We start from the raw sequence: 25,225 nt of genomic DNA, 5'->3' as shown, positions 1-25,225 counted from the left end.
TCAAACGAATTAATTATTTGGTTTATTTATGTTAATTCATAATAAGTTAGCATAATTTTCCCATTAGCATACAACCAGTTTTACTTTGAACGATAATTTGGCGATCGCGATCAAAGAGAACTGAACCACAGACTGTTTTGGCTGTAACCCTGTCACTGTGGCTTTTCAGATATTCTTGACAACGCATATCAATGGTTTCGGCAATGTACCTATAAACTTGATTTACCCAATCGCTATTGTATATGCTGTCTAAGGAACGCAGATACTTTAATGCTGCTTCTGTGGTGGGACTGTAAAAAACTGTGTATATATGCGGATATGGTAAACCTAGTATGCCACAGTGTGCTGCTAAAATTTCCCGTCGGCCATCAGCTAAGTGATGATGGGTGTGAAAAATTCCCCCTGCTAGTTTGATCAGTTTACCGTGATAGCCAAACAACAAAATTTCTTTAACACCTAAAATATCAGCTTCTACTAACATTGGTCCCAACCAGTTAGCTGTTTTCACCAATTGTTGAGGATTTATCCCTAGTTTTTGCGCTAAATCTAAGCCGTTTTCCCCAATACAAAAAACTAAAGTCTCAAATTGACTAGCTTTGTCTTTTAACTCGTTGCGGAAAGCTGTGAGTTGATCTGGTGTACTCAAAGGTTGAGAAATACCTGTTGTTCCTAAGAGAGAAAGTCCTTCCACCACACCAAAAGCAGCGTTTGAAGTTCGCAATGCGAGCGATCGCCCTTCTGGTAAAATAATCGTGACTATGATTTGCTCATCAGGTGCTAACAGTCGTTGCAAATTCTCTGTTAACAACCTTTGGGCATAAGCATAAATCGCTGCGTTCCCTTCACCATTAAGTTGCTTCCCAATCCCCTCACCCCCTTTAATAATTACTCTTTCCCCATCTCCCTTAAACCATTCCACCATTGCCCAAATTGGTGTATTTCTAGTCAAATCCAGATTATCACCCGGATCACTGCGGGTAATAGCCAAAGCAGAATTTTCAGATATTCCTGCTACCTGTTCAATTGCTATTTCTGCGATTTGGGCTGGTTCAATCAAATCCACCGAGGTTACAGTCAAAGGCTGACGATGACGTAACCAATGTAAAGCTGCAACAGCAGCAGCACAAGCAAATACAGGAAGCGTGTATCCAGAACGGGACATAATAATTTGGGTTTCAGGAGTTCAGGTGGCTGACATATTCCATGACATCGTTCTGCACGGTGAATCCGTTATAGTTGCATTCAATCAGCGATCGCCATTTTAGCCTATTTAGGCTTCCCAATAGCTTCTAGTAGGGGTGGGGTTTTATGGCGACCAAAGAGCACCCCACTTGTGTGTACACCGTAGCCCTTCTTAAGGGGGGTTAGGGGGGATCATTGAGTGTCTAAAATCACCACCCGAAACTTTTCAAACACCCTCTTAGAGTAAATAGCTAAACAAGTACCTTCATAATAATACTCCTAGGTAATTTCAGTTCCCACTGGTGAGTCAAGCAATTGATACATTTGCACACTTTGCTTTTTGCAACTTCCACCAGCAATCATTCCCTTGATATTCTCTTTTTCTAAATTAAACAAAGTAGATAGTTTGTTATTAATCGTAAGCTACCTCAGATTTAAATCAACAATTTAAATAAACTCCGGCATCGCTTCTATAAATTCAATTTCTATTGTCTCTGAATCTGGATTAATAACTTTAATTTTAAAACCAATTATCTATTTTATTCCTAATATTTTGATTTTTTTTAATTGGCTCTTGCATCTCTTTTATGGAGAAAACTAAAAGTATTAAAATTTAATGCCGATAAATTTAAATTATTAAAGTTGAAAACTCTATCCCTGTAAAGGTTTGCAAACTTTTTGATATATGGGAATAAGCATAGGATTACAATCATAATTATCAAATACAAAAGTTTTAGGGATAGTTATGAAATTTAGCGTAGATCAAATCCTCAATCTCCCAGAGATGAAAGTGTTAGATTTTCAAGAACTTGTTGGGGCAGGAATAATTATAACAATAGAGAAAGCTGTCAACTATTCTACTTGTCCAGACTGTGAAAAAACCACCTATAGTATACATCAAAATCATTGGCGGCTAATTCACGATTTATCTTGGAGTGAAAAAACCAGTATTGTTAAGAATAAATCGCCGTCAATTCAAATGTAACAAGTGCAAAAAGGTCTTCAGTGAAAAGCTAAATTTTGTAGATAAAAGTAAAGGATATACTAAAAGACTAGCCATAGATATAGTTGCACAAGTATTAGACAGTAATATTCATAGTGTTGCCGAAAGAAATGACTTAAGCGATGAAGAAGTTGAATCAATGTTAAAGGCACAAGTATCACAAATATTAAACATTAATTTAAATCAGGTGAAAAGGTTAGGCATAGATGAGATTGCTTTGGTGAAAGGTCAAGGAAGTTATTTAGCAGTATTAGTAGATTTAGATACTCGTAAACCCATTGAGTTGGTGAAGTCAAGAAGAATAGAAGAAATACGTGAAGTTATTGTCAAATGGGGATCTCAGGTACTTGAACAAATAGTTGAAGTGAGTATGGATCTTTGGTCTCCTTATAAAAGTTTAGTAGAAGAATTAATGCCAAATGCGAATATAACTGCTGATAGATTTCATGTAATGAAACAAGTAAATGATGAATTAGATGCTATGCGTAAATCTGAAAAGAGAGCCGCCATGTCTTTAGATAATAAATCAGAGCGAGACCGAATATTAGCAGGATTAAATAAAAGCAAATATAGCTTAATAAAAAATGAAGATTCTTTAAATGAACAACAAAAAGAAAGATTAAATAATGTTCAAAAAGTTTCCCTATTCTGGCAAAAATGCACGCCCTAAAAGAAGAATTTCGAGACATATTTGAATCCACTAAGTCTTGGGGCGAAAGCATAATGAATTTATTAGATTGGATGCACGATGGACTTTCTTATTTTCCCAAAAGTATAGGAACAATGATTAGGTGGTTTGGTGAAGTTGTAGGTTATTTTGACGGCAGAACTACTAGTGGTACTGTAGAAGGAATTAATAATAAACTCAAATTAATCAAAAGACTTGGATATGGATTTCGTAACTTTAGCAATTTCAGATTACGTAGTTTATTAAACTGGCACTTTAGTATTAATTCTCCATAAAAGAGACGCAAGAGCCTTTTAATTTTGTTGAATATTCAGTATATGATCAATGCAGTAATTCAGTAATGAATGCAGTATAGCAGTAAGTAAACAATGCAAAAATATATTGGTTTGGCTTTGTTGGCAATTTCTTTAACGGCCACACCAGTCCAGGCACAGATACAGTTTCAGAAGCCGGCTCAAGTATCTGTAGATGAAAAATACCGTTGGCAACGACAAGAACCAAGTTATCATTCCTGTCACTGTGGCTGTCGGAAATCAAAAATGCTGGCGATTGTACCGAATAATAGTCCGTCCTTAACTATGTCTTCACATCCTAAGTTTTTTGTTAATGTGCCAAAGATAGAACCAAAGTTTATTGAGTCACCAGATGGAAAACTTAAGGGTGAGTTTCGTTTAATAGTCCAGGCAAATTATGAGGAAATTTACCAAACAGAAATACCAATATCAGATGAGGGAATCATAGAGATTAATTTGCCAAGTAATGTTCTGGGATTAGAAGTAGGAAAAGATTATGAATGGGTATTTGTGATATTTTGCAATGCTGATGACCACTTTGAATCAATTAATGTTGGGGGACTGGTGCGACGGGTTGAACCATCGGCAAAACTGATATCCCAACTCAAACGAGCAAATCCTCTACAAACGGCTGTCATCTATGCCAAAAACGGAATCTGGGTAGAGGCAATTTCTACCTTGGCTCAATTACGGCGGGAATCTCCCCAGGATTTGAGGCTCATCGCATATTGGCGTTCCTTACTCAAGTCTGTTGATTTACAGGATATAACGTTTCCCAGTCTGATGAAGTACACTGATTAAGATAAAGCTGTGCATCTAGTTAATGGTAAAAATGAAAGCATATTCTCTCAATGTTCGCCAAAAAATATTTGATACATACTTGGAAAGAGGAATATCACAACGTCAATTAGCAGAAAGATTTTGTGTAAGTTTAAGTGCGATCGCTGATCTTGTAGGTTGGGTTGAGGTAACGAAACCCAACACTATCTATTATTCCTTTACCCGACTTTTTTAAGAGAGTATTTAATTGTCTACTTCCGCCGCCAACTGATATTTTTCAAGTCGGAATAACAGATCATCATATAATTCATCAAAAGTCATACAGTAGATTTGTTTAGAATTTAGGCTCAGGTTTTTCTGTCGCCATTCCAGCCTCTTTTTTTCTCTACAGTTTTTTGCATGGTTATACTTAATAGCGATCGCTCCCTCCCCAACAAGACAAGCTGGAATAAAAGAGCTACGTTGCTTAAACTTTCATTTTCTAGGTATTACCAATTCTAAACATCCACTTCTAATAACAAAACTTGCATATCTTCCCAAGATATTCCTTGTTGAATATAACGAGGCGATTCAGGATTATAAGGACTAGCTATGCGGTCAATACTGCGGATTATTGCTTCATCTGGCAATACAGGAACATCTGGATCAGATGCAGTTGGACGCATTAGAGAGCTAGAAAAGCCCTTGAAGACGGCTATTTTATCTTGTTCATCAGTCAAGTCTATCGTGATGATGAGGACTTCTTGAGGGCGTTTGATCGTGTACTGTTCTAGCCGCTTACCAATGGAATTATTCATCAATAGAAAACTGTGTAACTTAGTTGGTTATTTGATGAAGTATTAACTTGAAAACTTAATACCTCATTTGTAAGGATTCAGGATACAGAATAGAGAATGCAGAACAAATAAGACTTTGAGTATCATGTTTGATATTTTTGTTAAAATCTTGAATCGCTTAATTCCTGATCTGACAATTATTCTGACTCCTGAAATTCTTTTTATTGTGTCGCCGAACGTCCCTGCTTGCCTAACTTAATTGTCACAAATATACCTAAATAAATCACATAAATTACTAAAGCCAATATGCCCAAAAAGCCTAGAAAAGCAGGTTTACTATTATAGTGGAAGTAGTCCTTAAACATTAAAGGTGCTTCAGTCCAAACGCTACAGAATGGTTTCTTTAATGCGTTTTCTGAAAAAGCACAACCTAAAAATGGTACAAATGTGATTGCTCCTAAAATGCAATAAACAGACATTGCCCAGCGCCAAGATGTGAAAATCAATTTCAGCAAACTATTCGGTTGATAATCAATTTCATCGTTGATATCAACCCAAAACCAGAGGGAAATGGGGATGAGAACACGAGCTATTAAGCCAGAGACAAAACCTACTGCCAAACCACCAATCATCAAGTAAATTGTGATTGCTAATAGACTTGCTACTCGCCAGTAAATCATTAATAAGCGTTGTATTGCTTCTGATTTTTGTACAAATGCCCAAATCAGGAGAATCAGAGGAATAATTAAAGCAAATAATAATGCTAATCTATAATCCATCCAAACGTAAGGGCGAAACCAAGGTTGTGGCATAACTTTTGTTAGTTGCTAAATGATAAATTTATTTATAGCCTTTCCCACTCTAATTAGATACAAAATTACCCCTCCCCAACCCTCCCCTTACCCAGGGGAGGGTGCGCGACAGCGCAGGTGGGGTGTATTTCATGAGCTTGGGAATTGCTATATCTGAATTGTTTAATTAAGTATTTCAGTACAATTAAACATAAGTATGTGAACAACAATTAATGATATGCAAATTTTTTTTCCTTCTGCCCCCTGTCTATTTACGCTAGGATGAATAAATTTAGAGGCATAAGTTCTATAGTTTGCTATCTATTAGGCAAAAAAGCAAGCAACACATGGAATCTGTAGCTGATATTTTGCACTGATGGATAAAGTTATCAGGAAGAATTTAGGAACTCAACCTGATTTATAATCACTTCAGCATTTATAATCACTTCTGCATACCCAGAATAACGAAGATTTTTATGGAGTTTTCGGGGTTTTAGCTGTAATTTTCGCCTCTCGCTGTATAATTTGCTCTTTTTGCCAACTTAGATATTATTCCAGGGGAAGTGGGAGCTTTATACTGGGAGTGGACTGAAGGTGCAAGATATTCAGTTGATAGATATTGGTTGCTTGCCCACTAAACTAGAAGAAAAGGGGTCAGCTTAATTTCTAGTCTTCGTAAATTTTGCATTCATCAGCCTCTGGATTAGCATCACAGTATTTCTCTAAAGAGTTTTTTGGCTTACTTTGACGCTGGTGGGAAGCTTCAGCTTGTAGTTCTTCAACTGCATCCCAAGCAGCAGCACACTCTGCGGAGTTACCACCTGAAATATCACAGACAGTACGCGCTTGCTCGATTTCTTCTTGGATCTGTTCTTGGATGTTGGTTTTTTCTTGGATATTGGTCATTGGGTTAGTCTCGTTATGTGTTGTTTATACTAGTGTAGAAAAAAAATCAAAAATTGTAGTAGTTTTTGCCTATTGCTCGCTTACTATTCTAACCACTGTGTTGATCTGTTAGTATTGGAATCTGATCAACGATAACTAATACAACAAATTACCTCATCTGTAGTTTATTCCTCCCTATGTTTTAAGATTTTGTTTAAGATTTTGTGGTGTCAGTACTACAGAAAAACAATAATACAATATATTTAAATGGATATATTAGGCAGTAACTGCCCCAGTTAGCTGCCTGTGATTGACAGGGTAATAAGGGGTATACAAAGGGCTGGTGGTCAACTCTTGTAGGATGGAATTTCCCTGAATAGCACAAACTACTAGCCTCTACACAGAGAGAAGCCCAGAACTCATGGCAGACCAAATGCAGTGGGCAAATGCCCTATCAACCCATCATTCTTTGGAAGCAGCTGTTGCAGATGTGGTACAACAAGCTGTCTCGTCTTTAACAGCGCCTGCGAATCTAGGACTGGTATTCATTTCGTCTGCTTTTACGAGTGAGTATTCCCGACTTTTACCGTTGTTGGCGGAAAAACTTTCAGTACCTGTGCTAATTGGGTGTAGTGCTGCGGGTGTAATTGGTACGACATCGAAAAGTCAAACCCAAGAGATAGAAGCAGAACCAGCCCTAAGTTTAACTTTGGCTCATTTACCAGGGGTGAATCTTCAAGCTTTTCATGTTCTAGCTGACCAATTACCTGATTTGGATAGTTCACCGGATGCCTGGATTAATTTACTCGGTGTGCCACCATCACCTATACCTCAGTTTATTTTGTTGTCGAGTGCTTTTTCGTCGGGAACAAATGATCTGTTGCAGGGGTTAGATTTTGCTTATCCTGGTTCGGTGGTTGTGGGGGGACAGGCTAGTGGGGGGTTTGTGAGCGATCGCATTGCTCTATTTTGTAATAATCGTCTTTATCGTCAGGGTACGGTGGGTTTGGCTTTGAGTGGTGATATTGTTCTAGAAACAATTGTCGCCCAAGGATGCAGGCCTATTGGGGAACCATTACAAGTCACTAAAGCTGAACGGAATATTATTTTGGAGTTGGATGAAAAAGTACCTTTGGTGGTGCTGCGAGATTTGATTAGTAATCTCAGTGAAGAAGAGAAGATGCTGGCACAGCATTCTTTGTTTGTGGGTTTAGCGATGAATGAGTTTAAGCTGTCTTTAAAGCAGGGAGATTTTCTCATTCGCAATTTACTGGGAGTAGATCCATCCGCTGGTGCGATCGCAATAGGCGATCGCGTTCGTCCCGGTCAAAGGCTACAATTTCACTTAAGGGATGCTCAAGCCTCGGCTGAAGACCTAGAATTTCTCTTACAAGAATATCAAGACCAAAGCAGCAATGAATCCTCCCCTTTCGCAGCCTTGATGTTTAGTTGTGTAGGACGTGGTGCAGGACTCTACGGTAAATCCAATTTTGATTCTGAGCTATTTCAGCGTTATCTCCATAACATCCCCCTTGGAGGCTGTTTCTGTGGTGGTGAAATCGGCCCTGTCAGTGGCAGAACCTTACTACACGGTTACACTTCAGTTTTTGCAATTTGCCGAGGGAAGAAGGTGATAGGTGACAGGTGACAGAAGGAGGGGGCAGGGAGCAGGGAGCAGGGAGTAGGGAGCAGGGAGCAGAAGAGATAATTACGAATTACGAATTACGAATTACGAATTACGAATTAAAAGTTTGCTGTTGTTGTCAATTAGGTGAGGATGACTATCTTGAGTAATTGCGCCATATTTTTGAATGTAATGGCGGACTTCTAGGGGAAATTCGGGGTAGTCTAAAACTCCATCTCCATCGGCTATGGTTGCCCAAAAGTCTTTTAAATCGGGAGCTAGTTGTTTTGCTTGGGCTAATGGTAGGTTGAGGGGAGGTAGGGTTAGTAGCTTGATGAGGAAGGGGAAAGAGCGATCGCCCATCCATTCCCGTGATGATTGCTGCAAGTTGGGAAAATCAGGTACTGACTCCACCCGATGAGAGACAATTTGCAACCATTCCCTATCTAAATGATCTCTTTGAAATTCTAGAACCCGATAAGGATGAGGATAGCTGACTAATGAACCAGTCGTAATGTCGTATATTCCATCTGCACAAGCTACATCTTGAACGTGCAAATGTCCTGTAAATACTAATCTCACTCCATATTGACGCAGCAAACCTAAAAGTTCTGGCGCATTTTGCAACATATAACGATTTGCCATTGGGTGGTCTGATTGATTAGGCAAATGCTCAACAACGTTATGATGTATCATTACTAGAACTAATTCATCCCCAACTTTTGCCAGTTCTGCTTCTAACCACCTAAGTTGTTCGGAATCTAAACGCCCTACTTGCTGACCTTGCTCATCAAATGAGTTAGAATTTAGACCAATCAGCCGGACTCCAGGTAACAATTGACAGTTGTAATAAGATTGCTCTGGGTTTTCATAACCAAACTTGCGGTAATAATGGGGTAAAATCTGCAAAAGCAATAGATTGCTCATTTGCCTTTAATACAGGAACATCATGATTACCAGGAACAACATAAACGGGAAAAGGTAGTTGAGATAATCTTGTTTGTAACCAAGCGTGGTTTTCTGGTTCACCATGTTGAGTTAAATCTCCGGGTATCAGAAGAAAATCTAAATCTAATTGTGTTAAATGTTCTAGTACACTTTCAAAAGCTGGGATACTTACTTCCACGAGATGAAAGCGGCTAGGATGATCCCAAATTGTATGGGGAAGCCCTATATGTAAATCGCTAACGATGGCAAACCGAAAATTGATATTCATTGATTTAAGAAAATGTTAAAACCCGAAGTGCAAATACTCTTTTTTTCAAAGTATAACTCTTGCTTTGTCTGTATGGGGATCAGCGGTTAGACTTAATATTTATATACATTTGAGTTTAATTTTTATGTGTGGCATTTAATATTTATTGTAGGGTGCGTCAGACCTATAAATTAGTGATTATCAACAGATACTTGACATCTGACGCACCTAACTAATTATGCCAGTTATACTAAAAACGGGTTAAAAGTGTCATTCTGATAGCGCAGCGTGGCATTAGCCATACGAAGTGAAGAATCTCCAAGATACTTCGCTGCACAAGTTACAAGTGTCATTCTGAACGAAGTGAAGAATCTCCGAGATACTTCGCTGCACAAGTTACAAGTGTCATTCTGATAGCGCAGCGTGGCGTTAGCCATACGAAGTGAAGAATCTCCGAGATACTTCGCTGCACAAGTTAAAAGTGTCATTCTGTAGCTTGCTTCCCGTAGGGTACGAAGTGAAGAATCTCCGAGATACTTCTCTACGAGACGCTCCGCGAACGCTGCACTACGTTACGTATGGCTAACGCCACGCTACGCGAACAGTATGACATAAGTCCAGATTTCACCCGTTTACAGTATATGTAAGCCCTGTACTTAAAGGAGATTTGATTTTGGCAGTTGTTCGAGTTCGTCAACACGTTAACCCACTTGCCAGCAAGTATAAAATACCAGCCAATCCCCTAGAGTGGGAAAAAGTTTATGCACAGCCAAATCAACCTCTGCACTTAGATATTGGTTGTGCGAGGGGCAGGTTTTTACTAGAAATGGCACAAATAGAACCGAACTGGAATTTTTTAGGTTTGGAAATTCGGGAACCTTTGGTAGTGGAAGCAAATAAGTTGCGATCTGAACTGGATTTAATAAATTTGCATTATTTATTTTGCAATGTAAATAATTCATTAACACCAATTTTATCTACCTTGCCACCAGGAATTTTACAACGTGTAACAATTCAATTTCCCGATCCTTGGTTTAAAAACCGTCATGCGAAACGACGCGTAGTGCAACCAGAGTTAGTTGCCGAATTAGCCGGTTATTTAACAGTGGGAGGAGTTATCTTTGTGCAGTCTGATCAAAAATTTATTGCTGTGGAAATGTCGGAACGCTTTTCCGAACACCCAGCATTTGAGAAAACGGGTACAGAGGAATGGTTAGCAGAAAACCCTCTCCCAGTTCCCACAGAACGGGAAATAGGCACTATGAAAAAAGGTGAACCAGTTTATCGGGCTTTATTTGTGAAGCGGTGATTGGTGATTGGGAAAGATGCGTTAAATCCTATAAATCCTGATGCAAACAAAAATTCTGTTAATCCTTAAATCCTGAAAATCCTGATTCAGACATCATTACACAACCGCTTATCCTTATCACTATCAGGCAAATTGTGCAAATAATCCTGCAACCAATCACAACCATCCTTAATTACCCTATCTAAATTTCTTACAGGCCACAACCGCGCCGTATTGTCCCAAGATGCCGTAGCGATGGTTTTACCGTCCGGGCGGAAACTCACACTAGTGACTTGACCCTGATGCCCCTTAAATTCCTGAATCAGTTGCCCCTGCAAGTTCCATAACCGCGCTGTTTTGTCATCTGATGCCGTAGCGATGGTTTTACCGTCCGGGTTGAAACTCACACTATTGACCCAAAACTGATGCCCCTTAAATTCCTGAATCAGTTGCCCCTGCAAGTTCCATAACCGCGCTGTATTGTCAGATGATGCCGTAGCGATGGTTTTACCGTCCGGGCTGAAACTCACACTATTGACTTGACCCTGATGCTCCTTAAATTCCTGAATCAGTTGCCCCTGCAAGTTCCATAACCGCGCTGTATTGTCAGATGATGCCGTAGCGATGGTTTTACCGTCCGGGCTGAAACTCACACTATTGACTTGACCCTGATGCTCCTTAAATTCCTGAATCAGTTGCCCCTGCAAGTTCCATAACCGCGCTGTATTGTCAGATGATGCCGTAGCGATGGTTTTACCGTCCGGGCTGAAACTCACACTAGTGACTTGACCCTGATGCCCCTTAAATTCCTGAATCAGTTGCCCCTGCAAGTTCCATAACCGCGCTGTTTTGTCCCAAGATGCCGTAGCGATGGTTTTACCGTCCGGGCTGAAACTCACACTATTGACTTGACCCTGATGCTCCTTAAATTCCTGAATCAGTTGCCCCTGCAAGTTCCATAACCGCGCTGTATTGTCCCAAGATGCCGTAGCGATGGTTTTACCGTCCGGGCTGAAACTCACACTAGTGACCCAAAACTGATGCCCCTGAAATTCCTGAATCAGTTGCCCCTGCAAGTTCCATAACCGCGCTGTTTTGTCCCAAGATGCCGTAGCGATGGTTTTACCGTCCGGGCTGAAACTCACACTATTGACCCAAAACTGATGCCCCTGAAATTCCTGAATCAGTTGCCCCTGCAAGTTCCATAACCGCGCTGTTTTGTCCCAAGATGCCGTAGCGATGGTTTTACCGTCCGGGCTGAAACTCACACTATTGACTTGACCCTGATGCCCCTGAAATTCCTGAATCAGTTGCCCCTGCAAGTTCCATAACCGCGCTGTTTTGTCATCTGATGCCGTAGCGATGGTTTTACCGTCCGGGTTGAAACTCACACTATTGACTTGACCCTGATGCCCCTGAAATTCCTGAATCAGTTGCCCCTGCAAGTTCCATAACCGCGCTGTTTTGTCATCTGATGCCGTAGCGATGGTTTTACCGTCCGGGCTAAAACTCACACTATTGACTTGACCCTGATGCCCCTGAAATTCCTGAATCAGTTGCCCCTGCAAGTTCCATAACCGCGCTGTTTTGTCATCTGATGCCGTAGCGATGGTTTTACCGTCCGGGCTGAAACTCACACTATTGACTTGACCCTGATGCCCCTGAAATTCCTGAATCAGTTGCCCCTGCAAGTTCCATAACCGCGCTGTTTTGTCATCTGATGCCGTAGCGATGGTTTTACCGTCCGGGCTAAAACTCACACTAGTGACTTGACCCTGATGCTCCTTAAATTCCTGAATCAGTTGCCCCTGCAAGTTCCATAACCGCGCTGTTTTGTCCCAAGATGCCGTAGCGATGGTTTTACCGTCCGGGCTGAAACTCACACTATTGACCCAAAACTGATGCCCCTTAAATTGGTTACGTTCTTTAATATTATCGAGAATATTATTTAAGGCATAGATAGGGCTAATAGTGGGATATTTATCCAGGGGATTATTTTTAACTAATGTTTTTAAAGTTTTACCATTCTGAACAGCAGACACTAAAGCTGGTAACTCTTCAAATTGGAACCGTCTTAAAACATTCACTCCACCTTGTTCTAGTTTAGTAACTAATAGTGCTTCTTCTTGGGCTTTGAGTGCTGTATTCAAGTTTATTTTGGCTGCAACTATAGCTTGATCAGCTTTTTTAAGAGCGTTTAACGATTTTAAATAAGCATCATTAGCTTGTTTGAATGTTCCTTGTGCCTTTAGTGCTTTTTGTTCTGCTTCCTTTTGTTGTTTACTTGCCTGTTGTGATTTATCCTCGGCAATTTTCGCACTAGCATTAGCTGTTTTAATTTTTGAATCTGCTTCTGTATTTTTCTGTTTTAATATTGCTGCTTGTTTATTTACTTCTGCTAACGTTGTTTTAGCTAATGATAGATTTTGTTGTGCTTTTTGAGTTTCCTGTGTTGCTTGTATAAACTTAATTTCTGCCGCTCTTTTATTTTCTTCTGCTTGTTGAGATTTTAGTTCTAAGTCTTTAGTTTGACTTACTAACTGTTGCGTTTTTTCTTGTAATTTATTTTGCTCCCTTTTGGCTTTTGTCGTTTCGATCAACTGAGTCATACCATAAACAGAAGCCATACTCGCAATTACTACTAAACCCACAGCTAAAGCAGAACTTAACTTTAATCTTTTTTGTCCTTCTTTAATTTGTTCATCAGCTTGAATTTTCGCATTAGCTAATATTTGTCTTGCTTCCTGTTCCTGTTTTAATTCCGCTTCGGCTTTAGCTAATTTCGCTAATAACTCATTTCCCTGTTGTTGACGAATGAACTCAACTAAATAATCATGCACTAATTGATATCTATCCGCAGGTGATTCTGGTAACAGTAATACCAAACCCGACGCAACAAAAATATTTAAAATTAAATCAAGTTTGACAGTAGATGAATTTGTCATGCTGAGGAACGAAGCATCTAATAGATTTTTATTTTCGTTCACAAAGTTATCTTTAAACCCTAACTGTTCTACTAATTCAGCACGAGTTTTTAAAGGTCTTGTGCCATTTTCATCTGTGAGTAAATATAAAACCAGTCGCGCTATTTGTTCATTTTCGTCACCACAGTCTTTAATTACATCTTCTAAAAACTTCTCAACTAATTTTTCTTTACCAAATTCTTGATATTTATCTAAAGTTTTAATATGTTCAGTTTGTAATTGTGTCCCCACAATTTGTAATTCAATTGGTCTAACTTCTCCAATATCTCCTGCTAAGTCTTTGACTAATTTATCAATTAACTCCGCTTGTAAATAAAACCGTGTTTTTTCAGTCAGACTTTTAATCACAGCTTTAGCATCTGCGGGTGAAAAATTACCCAAATAATAACGAATATTTTTATCAAGAATGTTATTATTCGTAACTGTTAAATCAACCAAACGGTCTAATTCTAATAAATAATGTAAATAATCTTCTCGTAAGGAAAGCACGATTTTCACAAAGGGAATATCTAAACAGACTCGTAAAAAATTATAAAATTGTCTTCTTTGTTTTTGTTCACTATACACAAAGAAAAATTCTTCAAATTGGTCAAATATCAAAACTGTTAACAAATTTCTTTTTTCATTTTTTCGTAATTGTTGAATAATTGCATCTGTAGACTGTAGGGGTAATTCATGAATTGTCCCTACATTTGATATATTTGATTTTAAAGATTCTCCTAAAATTTCTACCCAATTTGTATAAACTCGTAAAAGAATCGGTAAAGCCTCACGTTCTCCAATTGGTTCTTGTTGGAGTGCAGGAATTAAACCACCTTGTAAAATTGAACTTTTACCAACTCCAGATTGTCCATGAATTACAGTTAATTTATGTTCATTTCCCGCAATTCTTCCCCGCAATCGTTTTACATCTTCTTCTCTTCCAGAAGCGGAAATTTCTTGTGCAATTGTTCCAACATTTTCAATTACATCAGATACACCCCTCCCCAACCCTCCCCTTGCTAAGGGGAGGGTGCGCGATAGCGCGGGTGGGGTATTTCCGTAACTTATAACTTTGCGTTGGGGGTTTAAATAAGATGCACCAATAAAAGCTACAAATCCATATTGTTGTTTAATTTGTAGTCTTTTTTGTTTAATTGTAAAAGCTTTTAAATATTGTTTTTCTTGAAAATACAGAAAATTTAATTCTTCTAAGATATCAATATAAAGTTTAGGATTATACTGAGGATGACTTTCATTTTTAGCAGTTTCTAAAGTTTCAATTGCTGCGGTATTGTCTCCTAAACCTATCTGAGAACGTGCAAAAAATAAGCGATATAAACCATATTCTTGAGATGGTAAGTTAGGAATATTTGCTAAAATATCTAATGCTTGCTGCGCGTACTGGTTTGCCTTTTTCCATTCTTTATTTCTTAATGCTACTTCTGCGAGAAAACCATAACTTTGACATAATCCAATTTGCCGATTTTGTAGGGAAAATTCATGAATTGTCCCTACATTAATGTAAGAGATATTTTCATATAATTTCAGAGATTTTTGAGCAAGGATTTCTAAATCATTCCATGCTTTTAGTTGTCGTAATATTTCACCCAAATGGTTGTTATATTCAATTACTAAATCTAATCTTTCTGCTTGTTCAAAAATATCTAAAGCTTGCTGTAAATTATCTCTAGCATTATGCCGATTTTCTTGATTTTCGGTATTACTGATTTCAGCTTTTCGAGTATAAGCTGAAGAAATTTTAACCAATGTCATACCGTGACGTTCTAAGTTATTATGATTTTGCCAAAATTCTCGACTGCGTTGATAATGAATTAAAGCATCATCTATATGATCTTGTTGATATTCTCGTAAACCAAAAGCTAAATCTAAACCTGCTTTTATTTCTGGGTTTATATCTTCTCCTCTATCTTGTAAATCCTGACGTGCTGATTCTATTTCTTTGTAAACTTGAAGACTAGGAATAACATCACTAGTAAATATTTTCTCGCTTGTTTCTTGCAGAAAACCAATTAAATCATCAGTATCATTTTCAAAGTCAATAATACTCCCCCAATTTTCTAAATCTGGTGCAACTCTAATTATTTTTCTGAGAATTTGATCATCAATCCAAATCAAAATCGGAAAAGGAAAGTTTTTTCTAAATTCCTCTCGAATTTGATTAGATAAACTCAATATTGAATCAATGTTATTAACAGAGTCTAAACCGGAAATGATCACAGCTTGTGGTTGTTCATCTCCCAATTCTTGAGATATATTATTGTAGAGACTTTTCGCTGATTCTGGTAAAGTAATTTCTCTAATGGGTATAGAAGAAATTTCTTTGAGTTGTGCTGCTATCTGCTGACGTAGTTTTGCATAGTTGCAGCGGAGGAAAATTAGGGATAATTGACCTTGTGAGAAATCAATTGCTCTTAATATGGTTCTGAGAGAACTATCATTATTTTCAGGAGGACTTTCTTGATTATTCATGATGTTAAATGCTGATTTGAAAATGTTTTAATCTACTTAAATTCTTGATCTACGTAGGTTGGGTTGACGTAAGGAAACCCAACATTTTCGGTATTTTGTTGAGTTGCGCTATTGCTTAACCTATCCATTGTCCCACGTAAAACCCCACCCCTAACCCCTCCCCGCAAGCGAGGAGGGGAACTGGATACGCAATGTGATTATTCATAATGTTAATTCTTTGGAATCTATCAAAATTGGATTAATATCAAACCAAGAACCATCTTCATCTCGATATTCAAATACAAACATACTGCGGAGTAAGATATCATATTTGTCTTCACCTCTATAGGTTTTTGTTGTCCATACTTCTTTTAGTAATTCCCATTCGTCATCTGTAATTGCTAAACTTAACTCATTACAACGTTTTTTGATAACGCTTTCTACACATTTTTTAGAAATTGGTGTATCTTCTATTTGCAGACAGCGAAACAATAACATTAATAAGTTACGCAAATGACCACCGCTAACCTTACAAAGCCTTTCTAATGTTTCAGGACTATCAAATATTTTTGTAACTAAACTTTGACTTTGTTGCCAATTTACATCAGGAAAAGCTCTAGCCATTACCATTTGTTGTAAGAGTGTAATTCCTGCTTGGTAATCTTGACCATTTCTCTGTTTAATTGCAACCATTGGTAAGACTTTAGGATCTACTCCAAAGCGATTGGTTAATCTACCTAAAGCGTTAGAAAATATGAGAACTAGGGGAATTGTATACACAACATGACAGTTTAATTTGTTTAACTGTTCACCACGTTCTACAAATAGATATTCTGGTTGATATTGACCATTTGGTTTAAGTGCATTATCTATTCTATCTAGGTTGTCAATAATAACGACTAAACCTGATTTACCCTGTTTTTTGAGTCTTTCTTTGGCAGGTATGAGTAATTCTTGATTAATTGCTTCTAAAATGCCATTGGTGCGGGGTTCTAAATATTGTCGTAACTGACTACGCAGTTTAGGACTATCTTTAGTTTTAGCGGTAATTTTGCCAATACCTACAGATAATTCGGCTTCAACACCAATATCTAAGGGTGTTTGTAAAAGTTCAGCTATTTCGGTAAATAGATTTTGAAAATATCCTGGTTTGAGTTTGATTTGTGCCGCTTCTAAACTTTGACTAACTTCACGCGCTATGGCTAGTAAAATATCTGTAATATCAATATCAGCTAAATCTAAACTTTGACTAGATTCAAAATAAACTACATGAAATCCCTGTTCTTGTAATTCTGCTTTCAGTCGTAGTAATTCTGTAGATTTGCCGCAACCTATATGTCCTGTAAATAATTGACAAGTGGGTGATTCTGGAGAAAGTAGGGTAATAGTTCGTTTTAATTCTCTAATTATTTCTGCACCCCGCACTTCGGAAAAATCAATATAGTATTGTCTATCCTCCGCTTTGCTTTGATCAAGAGTTTTATTAGGGTTACAAGCTTGATAAAATCTTTTTAAATCAAGTGTCATGAGAAATTGCCTAAAACGAGTCTAATCTTAATTCATATCTCAGTAATTATACAGGTAATGATAAAATTAAGCCAGAAATTAGACTCGTGATAGCGCGGTATAAGCCATGTTGCTCACATATAAAAATTTTTAAAGTGTATTTCAGTGGAAATATGCGAAATTAGTTCCTACACCAACTTTTTGGGACATAAATATTTTAGTTATTACTAGGACTAGCCCTTTCAAGGTGACTAACGGAAATACGTCATATTTTTGAGGTTGGATACCTGGGATATTTTAGTGACATAAAAGGTTTATTTCTGGTTAATAAAAATCACAGGATTATCTTTAAATAATTTTTCTCATAGATAAAATAAGGCGGTGTAGGTACACACTCAACTATAAGGAAAAATAAAATGGAAATCAACAATAAACATCACAACAATCAATTTGAAATTAACGACCTGATTGATGAAGCTGTAAACAATGCAGTAGCACGTCGTCAAGAAACTTTGTTAGATTTATCTGATGAAGAAGCAAAAAACGTTGCAGGTGGTGCTTCTCTGTCTATTAAGCCCATCATCTTGGGTCGTATTTTTTGTCCTCCTATCACAATAGGAATTATCGCAGTTGATCCTAAAATTCAAACCATTTAGGTATTGACTTATAAGAGAATTGCCCAGCCGTATTTAGTTATAGTAGAACCTACAAGAGTAGTTGTAGGATGCGACTTTCTAAGCAGAGGTTGGGTACGGCTGGTCATTTTTTCAGAAGGCTCATAATGAAAGAAATTCCTACTGATAAAACTACACTTTGCCCTAGTGCTAGACCAGAATCTGAGAAGAGCGTTGTTTTTGGTATTATCAGCGGGACAGTTGCAGAACCCCGTGTAGCTTATCTCAAACAAACCCAACTGCTCACAGAAGAACTAATAGCAAAGGCTAGTCCAATTACACCTGCTGAAATTTTCCGCACAGCAGCACCTTGTGCAGCTACAGGTTGTCAACATTTTGATGGACACAATTGTGGTTTAGCTACACGAATTGTTGAAAATTTTCCCACAGTCACAGAAGAATTACCCCCTTGTTCCATACGTCGAGATTGTCGCTGGTGGCAACAAGAAGGCAAGGTAGCCTGTATGCGTTGTCCGCAAGTTATTACAGATAACTACAATGCATCAGAATTAGCAGTTAAAGTTGCATTACCAAATGCTAATTAACTTAAGTAATAAACAGCATTTAAATCATTTTAGGAGAGAATAATGTCTTTAGAAAACGTGAGAGATTTCTACGAAAGACTAGCTACTGATGATGATTTTCGTAATCAAATTCAAGGTGTTGAAAGTAGAGAATTAGGTAGACAAATTCTGCAAGATTCTGGTTACAACTTCTCTCCAGAAGAATTTGAAGAGTATACAGAACAATTGTTAGAATCTTCTAACTCTGATGACAGCTTAAGAGTTCTCAGTGAACAAGAAGCAGAAGCTGTTATTGGTGGATTTTTCCCTATCTTTCCAATTCTGTTATACGGAGTTGTAATTAGTCAGATCAAGTATATCCTCTAATTCATTTTCTATAATTCCACAATCACAGATCAAAAATTTTTCATAAGGAAGAAAATCATGTCTTTAGAAAACGTCAAAGCTTTCTATAAGCAACTAGCCTCTGATGAAGATTTTCGTACTCAAATTGAAGGTGTTGAGAATAAAGAAGAATGTAGCCAAATAGTTAAAGCTGCTGGCTATGATTTCACTCAAGCAGAGTATGAAGAATATACTTATCAACTTTTAGAATCAGCTAATTCTGAAGGTGAAGTTCAAGATTTAGGTGAAAAAGAACTAGCAGCCGTGTTTGGTGGAATCATCGGACGACCAAAAATCCAACCACTATACGGGGTTGTTTGGCCACCTTTTCAGCTTCTTTATGGTGTTATTCGCCCAGATGACACTTTAGCTTAGAAAATCTCTATTTCCGAACTCGCAAATTTAAGTTTATGGGGATGGATTAATGTATATCTGTCCCTTTCCCAAGAACAGTAATTATGCAATTGGTATATTAGTAAGGTGCGTCAGAAAAAATCTGTTGATTGTTGCCAAATTATTAAATCTGATCCACCCTACAAGAGATAGCCATAAAAAAATTGATTGAGGATATTTAAATGTCTTATCGCCGAATTAGTTATGCAGTTTGGGAAATTACCCTGAAGTGTAATCTAGCTTGTCAACATTGTGGTTCTCGTGCTGGTCATACAAGATCAAATGAGCTTTCTACAGCAGAAGCTCTTGATTTGGTCAAGCAAATGGCCGATGTAGGAATTACAGAAGTTACTATTATTGGGGGTGAAGCTTTTCTGCGTCCTGATTGGTTGGAGATTGCCCAAGCAATTACTAAAGCCGGTATGCTTTGTGGGATGACTACTGGGGGCTATGGTATTACTTTAGAAACAGCCCAAAAGATGAAAGCAGCAGGTATTCAAGTTGTTTCTGTTTCTGTTGATGGTTTAGAAGCTACTCATGACCATATCCGGGGTAAACAAGGCTCATGGCAATGGGCGTTTAAGACCATGAGTAACCTCAAAGAAGCGGGAATTCCTTTTGGTTGTAATACTCAGATTAATCGTCTCTCTGCGCCAGAATTTCCTCGAATTTATGAACATCTCCGCGACGCGGGTATTTTCGCTTGGCAAATTCAATTAACCGTACCGATGGGGAATGCAGCAGATAACAGCGAGATTTTGCTACAACCTTATGAACTCATAGATTTATATCCGATGATTGCTCATGTTGCCGAACGGGCAAAGCAAGAAGGGGTACAGGTGCAAGCAGGAAATAATATTGGCTATTACGGACCATATGAGCGATCGCTCCGAGGAGGTGATGCTTGGTCTTTTTGGCAGGGATGTAGCGCGGGATTGTCTGCATTGGGTATTGAAGCTGATGGTGCAATTAAAGGTTGTCCGTCGCTGCCAACCACAGCTTATACAGGGGGTAATATCCGCGACCATTCATTGCGAACAATTATTGAAGAAACTGAAGAATTGCGGTTTAATATCGGGGCTGGTACTCCCAAGGGAATAGAACACCTATGGGGTTTCTGCAAGACTTGTGAATTTGCCGAACTCTGTCGTGGTGGTTGTAGTTGGACTGCCCATGTTTTCTTTGATAAGCGAGGTAATAATCCTTATTGTCATCATCGCGCCCTTACTCAAGAAAAAGCTGGGATTCGAGAGCGAGTATTTCTGCAACGTCGTGCAGATGGCAACCCTTTTGATAATGGGGAATTTGCGCTGATTGAAGAACCCATTAATACACCTTGGCCAGAAAATGATCGACTTCACTTTACTGCTGATTTAATTCAATGGCCAGAAGGTTGGGAAAAATCATCAGAGTTAGACAAATCTTTGGTTAATTCAAAATAAATATGAACAATATTGATCTTGATTCTGTAGCTACAGAAGATACAAATACTTTGGCATCTGAGGATAGTTCAGATACTCCACAACGCTTATTACCTCGTTTGGCTTGGGATAGCCAAACAACTTATTTACGGCTTATTTTTAGAGCTAAGAAAGCTCTAGATAGAATCGAAACAGAAGCAGGTATTTCGAGATTTTAAAGCTGATTGACTGCATCCATATCAAAAAACTAACAACTCAAAAACGGTAATATGTCTAAACTCAAAGTTTCTGATTTAAATCCTCCTGGGTTTCAATTGTTCCAAGATTCTGAAACCTTCCTTATAGATTTGAATGATGATGATCTGTATATCGCTGGTGGCGGTATTTCAATTACCACTAGAATTAGTGTAATTCAAATCCCTGCATCTGAGGACATCTACCAGCCATCTATTTCTTTTATTTGGTAATTGATCACAAAGATCCCCAACATTTAAAAGAAGTCGGGGATCTCTAACTTTTTACTAAGTTTTTATTTGTGTCAATAGTCAAATAATTATGTCTCTAAAAGTTTTGCTTTAGTAAATGTATTAAATACTGATCTATGACATTTATTTTAAATTCTCATAATGTCTTTGATTATTTAGTTGCATCAGGTTCATAGCCTTTCCCACTCTAGTTAGATACAAAATTACCCCTCCCCAACCCTCCCCTTGGTAAGGCTACGGTGTACACACATCTCTAGACAGGATGCTAAACGTGATCCGATCCCCCTAAATCCCCCTTTTTAAGGGGGACTTTGAAGAATTTTATCTCGTTCCCATGCTCTGCATGGGAATGCTGCTCATTGAGGCTCTGCCTCCAATCTGGCATTGAGTCAGAGACTCAAAGAATGCATTCCCAGTCGGAGACTGGGAACGAGGAAACGAGAAAAGTCTTATCAAGCTAGGTTTTTAGGACTTGTGTGTACACCGTAGCCTTGGTAAGGGGAGGGTGCGCGACAGCGCGGGTGGGGTGTATTTCATGAGCTTGGGAATTGCTATATAGAATGAGTGCGATCAAGTTACAGCCCCAAGAAGGTACTGCATTTTTTATTTATTTACGAGGCTGAATTTCTTCGGCTCTGGATGTATTTAAATTCTGTTTAGCATTGTAATCTTGATAAATTTGATAAACAAATAGACTCGCGGCTATTGTTAGCGCCATTCCAAAAGCTATAGCTTTTAAAGATAACTGCTTCAGATTACCAAATTGAAAATTATCGAATTCTCTGATATTTTGCGTTACTAGGGATAAGATACCTAGAATAACCCAGATAGTTCCGGGTATATACTCTCTACGCCAGAACTGAATCACTCCATTAAGTATGAATATGATCCCACAAATAACTGGAAAACTGTTCATTTCTTTGCCTCTTTAAAATTAAGTAACTATCTAAACAAAATTAATTACATATTCTTGAAGCTGCTCCCTTCATCAACTATTTAACCTTGTCCATTAGAAGTTTTAGACAGGAGGATCTTATTTTGTAACCAGGTTTGAAAAAGTGACTCCATAATTCGTTCCCTGGTCAATTCATTAAGCTCAGGAGGAAACCATTTTTCAATTTTTAAAACGTGATAACCAAACTTGGTTTGAATTGGAGCAAGAATTTCACCTTCCTTCGCTTCAGAAACAGCTTTAGCAATTTCTGGCATCAGTTCAGTCAAAAAGCGATCGCCGATAAAACCACCATTTTCTTTTGCTTGTTTAACTTTCGAGTATTCCAGTGCTAAAGCACAAAAGGAAGCATTTTCTTCTCGAATTGCTTTGATTACTTTTAAAGCATCTTCTAGGTTGCTTACTAAAATCTGAGAGAGAGCAACTCGTTTATAGTCGTTACGATTTTGCAAGTAATGGTTATCAACCGCTTCCCCGAACAAATGCTCTTTCAGCTTATTTGCAAGTAGGGTAACTCTAATACCTTGAGTCCAATCTTCTGCTGTAATGCGTTGCTCAGAAAGCCAATCTAGGGTTTTCTTAGATTCTAGCAGGTTATGTTCCATGCGAAATGTATTTCCTGCGGTTTGTAGTTCCTCATCGGTAACTGCAATACTCAAGTTTTCGCAAATTTTGAGAATTAAGGTATCACGTTCTGCTAAAGTTGCGATTTGTGCAATTTTGCAAGATTGACGCAAATGAGCAATGATTTGTGTGTCTGTGGCTGGAGAAATTTCAGGGAATGTGAATTCTTGCTGAGTTAGCGGAGTAGACTTTTCTAAAGTATCGTTCATGGTTTTATAAGAAATATTGCTATCTAGGAGCGATAAATTAATTTTTCAGGGGCAATTTTTTGAACTTTTAGTTTGTGACGATGTAAGTCACCATAAATGTTTAGATAGTCAAGTTCATCAGGGGTTAATTTTCCTTGTTTAACGCTATTTATTGCCGCATCAATTTCTTCACGCCGTTGTAAACCCATTAAGCAGACATCTACACAGTTTTGTGTTAAAGAATAACGATATAAGTCTGGAACAGAAGGTTGCCAACATTTGGCTGGTAAATTATCGGGTGCGTCCCAAAGCATTCCTGAGTGAGAGCCAGTAGACTTAAACGTAATAATACCCGGTCGCTTTGGATCTTGCTGATTAAGTTGATTAAATATTAGGTTTTGAGCAGAGCGATGGGCGACATTATGCCTCACCATGACCACATCTAACAGGGGGCTATTTAACCATTGTTGAGCCAGGTTTAAATCATGGAAAGATGCGCCGATATAGCGCACAATTCCCATTTTTTTTAGCAGTTCTGATGTGCCAAGTAGTCTTTCTATTGATCGCTGATAAACAGAATTATAACCTTTAACTTCTTGAGAAATATTTAAGCAATCATTCAGAACTGAACCATCATTAGACCCAATCCAACCCCAAAATAGCACATCAATGTAATCGATTTTTAGCTCGGCAAACTGATCTAATAAAGCACCAAGCAACATTTCTGGACTTTTGATATAAGTAACCGTTGCCAGAATAACTTTTTCGCGGACTGAGGAACCGCGTCCGCAGATTTGGCGGAGCGATTGAGCCATGTTGGTATATAAATAATGGTGCAGATCGCTGGAGTAAAAAAAGTAGTTGATACCACGATCAAAAGCATAGAGGGTATCTTCACTAGAGATCCCACCGCCTCCACCCAATCCCAGACAACTGACGGTTAAATCAGTCCGCCCTAGTTTACGGTAAAAGGGCAAATCTGACTCTGGAAATGTGGCGATCGCCGGGTCAACTTCTTTAGCTATAGTTGAAGGTTGCGGTACTAAATCGGTTATTAGCATAAGTCTAAGGGAGCGTAGATGTCTGCGGATTTGGAATTTAGATAAGGACGTTGCCAGTCAATTCCCAGCAGCGAAAATTGAGCGATCGCTAATTTAAGACGGTTTTCGGGGGTCTCGTCTCCTTTTTGTCTAGCTTCCAATAACCCATTAACTACAATTTGGCAACGATTCATGCCAAAACTTTCTTGAACTGTGAATTTTTGGTCGGGTTCTTCTGCTAAACCTAGTCCAGGTGCTAGTTGTTTGGTAAAGAGGGGAATTTTTTCTTGAAAGTAGGATTGATTTTCGGTGTAAACAGTCTGGAGAATTTGCCGAACTTGTTCATATTCACTTTTTTCAAAGTATAGTACCCCTGAATCATGTCTTCCGTAATCAGAAGGGTTATATAGGACTTTGAAAGTAAAAGGAAGTTGAATTTCTTTTAGTTTCTGGGTTAAACTTCCCATGATGGCGATCGCACCTTCAGGCTTTAAATTGAAGTAGATCCGCACCGTTCCAGCATAATTATCTGAATTATTGACATTTTCGCTTCCTAGACTGCTGACTGCTACATAAAAGCCGTTTTGAACTAAATTTCGAGGCATTCGGATCGCAACTACATCGCCCACATTAGCCAATTTTTCTGCTGATGATAAATGGCAATCGCGCTCAATATGCAGAGTTAAACCATGTTTTATTACTGCCAAAGTGCCGTCGCTTTCTTCCTTCGCTACCTGCCAGCCTTGGTCAAAATAGCCTTCTCCTGCATTACTTTGGTGCAAGCGATCGTAAAATTCAACATCTATTCCTAGAAAGGTATTATTTTCTAAATTTTGGTAGAGGTTTGAATTAGCTAAATCTGACTGCAATGCTAGTTTTGATTGTAAAGAACCATTGTAATAGATACCATAAAGAAAACTTCTTAGCTGTAAACTCAGGTATTTTTCCTGAACATCCGCAGGCATTTTTTGAAACCGAGCGATCATTTCTGCGGGAAGTTCTAGGGGTTTATAATCAGGATGACGGACACCAAAATTGGGTTCTATTTGTATATTTTTGGCAACGTCTTGTAGAAAATTTAGGACTTCCATAAG

Annotated in this window: 21 protein-coding genes and 2 pseudogenes; 12 read left to right on the top strand and 11 right to left on the bottom strand. The window is 38.3% G+C overall.

Features of this window, described 5'->3' with window-relative positions; translation table 11 throughout:
• Window positions 1-46: 46 nt before the first annotated feature.
• Window positions 47-1,162, bottom strand: a complete 1,116-nt coding sequence (gene cbiD / locus ACOWPH_RS14615; RefSeq protein ID WP_015216105.1) for a cobalt-precorrin-5B (C(1))-methyltransferase CbiD — start codon at window positions 1,160-1,162, stop codon at window positions 47-49.
• 765 nt (window positions 1,163-1,927) lie between these two features.
• Here cbiD and ACOWPH_RS14610 point away from each other — a divergent pair.
• The 3 genes and pseudogenes from ACOWPH_RS14610 to ACOWPH_RS14600 all read left to right on the top strand — a co-directional run bounded on the left by ACOWPH_RS14610 (window position 1,928) and on the right by ACOWPH_RS14600 (window position 4,181).
• Window positions 1,928-3,148 (top strand): annotated as a pseudogene (locus ACOWPH_RS14610) (ISL3 family transposase).
• A gap of 93 nt (window positions 3,149-3,241) precedes the next feature.
• Window positions 3,242-3,967, top strand: a complete 726-nt coding sequence (locus tag ACOWPH_RS14605; protein ID WP_015216104.1) for a DUF928 domain-containing protein — start codon at window positions 3,242-3,244, stop codon at window positions 3,965-3,967.
• Window positions 3,968-3,998: 31 nt separating this feature from the next.
• Window positions 3,999-4,181, top strand: a complete 183-nt coding sequence (locus ACOWPH_RS14600) for a hypothetical protein (RefSeq protein WP_242043210.1) — start codon at window positions 3,999-4,001, stop codon at window positions 4,179-4,181.
• 262 nt (window positions 4,182-4,443) lie between these two features.
• Here ACOWPH_RS14600 and ACOWPH_RS14595 read toward each other — a convergent pair whose 3' ends face one another.
• The 3 genes from ACOWPH_RS14595 to ACOWPH_RS14585 all read right to left on the bottom strand — a co-directional run bounded on the left by ACOWPH_RS14595 (window position 4,444) and on the right by ACOWPH_RS14585 (window position 6,419).
• Complete coding sequence (locus tag ACOWPH_RS14595) at window positions 4,444-4,743, bottom strand: hypothetical protein (RefSeq protein WP_015216102.1); 300 nt, start codon at window positions 4,741-4,743, stop codon at window positions 4,444-4,446.
• A gap of 200 nt (window positions 4,744-4,943) precedes the next feature.
• Entirely contained in the window at window positions 4,944-5,534 is a 591-nt protein-coding gene (locus tag ACOWPH_RS14590) for a DUF3177 family protein (protein ID WP_015216101.1), read from the bottom strand.
• A gap of 645 nt (window positions 5,535-6,179) precedes the next feature.
• Complete coding sequence (locus ACOWPH_RS14585) at window positions 6,180-6,419, bottom strand: Calvin cycle protein CP12 (protein WP_015216100.1); 240 nt, start codon at window positions 6,417-6,419, stop codon at window positions 6,180-6,182.
• A gap of 400 nt (window positions 6,420-6,819) precedes the next feature.
• Here ACOWPH_RS14585 and ACOWPH_RS14580 point away from each other — a divergent pair, with 400 nt between their 5' ends.
• On the top strand, window positions 6,820-8,046 hold the full coding sequence (locus ACOWPH_RS14580; protein WP_015216099.1) for an FIST signal transduction protein: 1,227 nt from the start codon (window positions 6,820-6,822) through the stop codon (window positions 8,044-8,046).
• A gap of 81 nt (window positions 8,047-8,127) precedes the next feature.
• Here ACOWPH_RS14580 and ACOWPH_RS14575 read toward each other — a convergent pair.
• Window positions 8,128-9,238 (bottom strand): annotated as a pseudogene (locus tag ACOWPH_RS14575) (metallophosphoesterase family protein).
• Between the two features lie 652 nt (window positions 9,239-9,890).
• Between ACOWPH_RS14575 and trmB the strand changes: the two are divergent.
• Window positions 9,891-10,526, top strand: a complete 636-nt coding sequence (trmB, locus tag ACOWPH_RS14570; RefSeq protein ID WP_015216097.1) for a tRNA (guanosine(46)-N7)-methyltransferase TrmB — start codon at window positions 9,891-9,893, stop codon at window positions 10,524-10,526.
• 86 nt (window positions 10,527-10,612) lie between these two features.
• Here the strand turns inward: trmB and ACOWPH_RS14565 are convergent, their stop codons facing one another.
• On the bottom strand, window positions 10,613-15,961 hold the full coding sequence (locus ACOWPH_RS14565) for an eIF2A-related protein (RefSeq protein WP_422665738.1): 5,349 nt from the start codon (window positions 15,959-15,961) through the stop codon (window positions 10,613-10,615).
• Between the two features lie 201 nt (window positions 15,962-16,162).
• Entirely contained in the window at window positions 16,163-17,467 is a 1,305-nt protein-coding gene (locus ACOWPH_RS14560; RefSeq protein WP_015216095.1) for an ATP-binding protein, read from the bottom strand.
• A 395-nt stretch (window positions 17,468-17,862) separates the two neighbouring features.
• Here ACOWPH_RS14560 and ACOWPH_RS14555 point away from each other — a divergent pair, with 395 nt between their 5' ends.
• The 7 genes from ACOWPH_RS14555 (at window position 17,863) to ACOWPH_RS14525 (ending at window position 21,309) form a co-directional block, all read left to right on the top strand.
• Window positions 17,863-18,102, top strand: coding sequence for a hypothetical protein (locus ACOWPH_RS14555; RefSeq protein WP_015216094.1), 240 nt, complete (start codon window positions 17,863-17,865; stop codon window positions 18,100-18,102).
• A 125-nt stretch (window positions 18,103-18,227) separates the two neighbouring features.
• Entirely contained in the window at window positions 18,228-18,665 is a 438-nt protein-coding gene (locus tag ACOWPH_RS14550; protein ID WP_015216093.1) for a hypothetical protein, read from the top strand.
• Window positions 18,666-18,707: 42 nt separating this feature from the next.
• Entirely contained in the window at window positions 18,708-19,010 is a 303-nt protein-coding gene (locus ACOWPH_RS14545) for a Nif11-like leader peptide family natural product precursor (protein WP_015216092.1), read from the top strand.
• A gap of 57 nt (window positions 19,011-19,067) precedes the next feature.
• Window positions 19,068-19,403 (top strand): Nif11-like leader peptide family natural product precursor, encoded by a 336-nt coding sequence (locus tag ACOWPH_RS14540; protein WP_015216091.1) that lies wholly within the window; start codon window positions 19,068-19,070, stop codon window positions 19,401-19,403.
• A gap of 200 nt (window positions 19,404-19,603) precedes the next feature.
• Window positions 19,604-20,863, top strand: coding sequence for a nif11-class peptide radical SAM maturase 3 (locus tag ACOWPH_RS14535; RefSeq protein WP_015216090.1), 1,260 nt, complete (start codon window positions 19,604-19,606; stop codon window positions 20,861-20,863).
• Window positions 20,864-20,865: 2 nt separating this feature from the next.
• The gene (locus ACOWPH_RS14530; protein ID WP_015216089.1) at window positions 20,866-21,060 is read left to right on the top strand and encodes a hypothetical protein; all 195 of its coding nucleotides are present in this window, start codon (window positions 20,866-20,868) and stop codon (window positions 21,058-21,060) included.
• Window positions 21,061-21,111: 51 nt separating this feature from the next.
• On the top strand, window positions 21,112-21,309 hold the full coding sequence (locus ACOWPH_RS14525) for a hypothetical protein (RefSeq protein WP_015216088.1): 198 nt from the start codon (window positions 21,112-21,114) through the stop codon (window positions 21,307-21,309).
• A gap of 625 nt (window positions 21,310-21,934) precedes the next feature.
• On the opposite strand, the gene ACOWPH_RS14520 is transcribed toward ACOWPH_RS14525, so the two are convergent.
• From ACOWPH_RS14520 to ACOWPH_RS14505, 4 genes are all read right to left on the bottom strand, one after another.
• A complete protein-coding gene (locus tag ACOWPH_RS14520) occupies window positions 21,935-22,243 on the bottom strand; it encodes a hypothetical protein (protein ID WP_015216087.1) in 309 nt (102 codons plus the stop codon).
• An 80-nt stretch (window positions 22,244-22,323) separates the two neighbouring features.
• Window positions 22,324-23,112 carry a peptidylprolyl isomerase gene (locus ACOWPH_RS14515; RefSeq protein WP_015216086.1) on the bottom strand — a complete coding sequence of 263 codons (789 nt, stop codon included), beginning with the start codon at window positions 23,110-23,112 and terminating at the stop codon, window positions 22,324-22,326.
• 23 nt (window positions 23,113-23,135) lie between these two features.
• Entirely contained in the window at window positions 23,136-24,152 is a 1,017-nt protein-coding gene (locus ACOWPH_RS14510) for an aldo/keto reductase (RefSeq protein WP_015216085.1), read from the bottom strand.
• The gene (locus ACOWPH_RS14505) at window positions 24,146-25,222 is read right to left on the bottom strand and encodes a T3SS effector HopA1 family protein (protein ID WP_015216084.1); all 1,077 of its coding nucleotides are present in this window, start codon (window positions 25,220-25,222) and stop codon (window positions 24,146-24,148) included. The genes ACOWPH_RS14510 and ACOWPH_RS14505 overlap by 7 nt, the downstream gene beginning before the upstream one ends.
• Between the last annotated feature and the right edge of the window lie 3 nt (window positions 25,223-25,225).

Origin of the sequence: Anabaena sp. PCC 7938 (genome assembly GCF_049315035.1) — a bacterium.
Classification (GTDB): domain Bacteria; phylum Cyanobacteriota; class Cyanobacteriia; order Cyanobacteriales; family Nostocaceae; genus Anabaena; species Anabaena cylindrica.
The sequence above is the reverse complement of the archived record's forward strand: the minus strand, read 5'-3'. Positions and strand labels throughout refer to the sequence as shown.

Excerpts from the sequence above, each read along its gene's own strand:
- ACOWPH_RS14505 (WP_015216084.1), bottom strand. The coding sequence starts at position 25,222 with ATGGAAGTCCTAAATTTTCTACAAGACGTTGCCAAAAATATACAAATA.
- ACOWPH_RS14525 (WP_015216088.1), top strand. The coding sequence starts at position 21,112 with ATGTCTAAACTCAAAGTTTCTGATTTAAATCCTCCTGGGTTTCAATTG.
- ACOWPH_RS14545 (WP_015216092.1), top strand. The coding sequence starts at position 18,708 with ATGTCTTTAGAAAACGTGAGAGATTTCTACGAAAGACTAGCTACTGAT.
- ACOWPH_RS14605 (WP_015216104.1), top strand. The coding sequence starts at position 3,242 with ATGCAAAAATATATTGGTTTGGCTTTGTTGGCAATTTCTTTAACGGCC.
- ACOWPH_RS14600 (WP_242043210.1), top strand. The coding sequence starts at position 3,999 with ATGAAAGCATATTCTCTCAATGTTCGCCAAAAAATATTTGATACATAC.
- ACOWPH_RS14520 (WP_015216087.1), bottom strand. The coding sequence starts at position 22,243 with ATGAACAGTTTTCCAGTTATTTGTGGGATCATATTCATACTTAATGGA.
- cbiD (WP_015216105.1), bottom strand. The coding sequence starts at position 1,162 with ATGTCCCGTTCTGGATACACGCTTCCTGTATTTGCTTGTGCTGCTGCT.
- ACOWPH_RS14560 (WP_015216095.1), bottom strand. The coding sequence starts at position 17,467 with ATGACACTTGATTTAAAAAGATTTTATCAAGCTTGTAACCCTAATAAA.
- ACOWPH_RS14555 (WP_015216094.1), top strand. The coding sequence starts at position 17,863 with ATGGAAATCAACAATAAACATCACAACAATCAATTTGAAATTAACGAC.
- ACOWPH_RS14550 (WP_015216093.1), top strand. The coding sequence starts at position 18,228 with ATGAAAGAAATTCCTACTGATAAAACTACACTTTGCCCTAGTGCTAGA.
- ACOWPH_RS14580 (WP_015216099.1), top strand. The coding sequence starts at position 6,820 with ATGGCAGACCAAATGCAGTGGGCAAATGCCCTATCAACCCATCATTCT.
- ACOWPH_RS14535 (WP_015216090.1), top strand. The coding sequence starts at position 19,604 with ATGTCTTATCGCCGAATTAGTTATGCAGTTTGGGAAATTACCCTGAAG.
- ACOWPH_RS14515 (WP_015216086.1), bottom strand. The coding sequence starts at position 23,112 with ATGAACGATACTTTAGAAAAGTCTACTCCGCTAACTCAGCAAGAATTC.
- ACOWPH_RS14540 (WP_015216091.1), top strand. The coding sequence starts at position 19,068 with ATGTCTTTAGAAAACGTCAAAGCTTTCTATAAGCAACTAGCCTCTGAT.
- ACOWPH_RS14510 (WP_015216085.1), bottom strand. The coding sequence starts at position 24,152 with ATGCTAATAACCGATTTAGTACCGCAACCTTCAACTATAGCTAAAGAA.
- ACOWPH_RS14595 (WP_015216102.1), bottom strand. The coding sequence starts at position 4,743 with ATGAATAATTCCATTGGTAAGCGGCTAGAACAGTACACGATCAAACGC.
- ACOWPH_RS14565 (WP_422665738.1), bottom strand. The coding sequence starts at position 15,961 with ATGAATAATCAAGAAAGTCCTCCTGAAAATAATGATAGTTCTCTCAGA.
- ACOWPH_RS14585 (WP_015216100.1), bottom strand. The coding sequence starts at position 6,419 with ATGACCAATATCCAAGAAAAAACCAACATCCAAGAACAGATCCAAGAA.
- ACOWPH_RS14590 (WP_015216101.1), bottom strand. The coding sequence starts at position 5,534 with ATGCCACAACCTTGGTTTCGCCCTTACGTTTGGATGGATTATAGATTA.
- ACOWPH_RS14530 (WP_015216089.1), top strand. The coding sequence starts at position 20,866 with ATGAACAATATTGATCTTGATTCTGTAGCTACAGAAGATACAAATACT.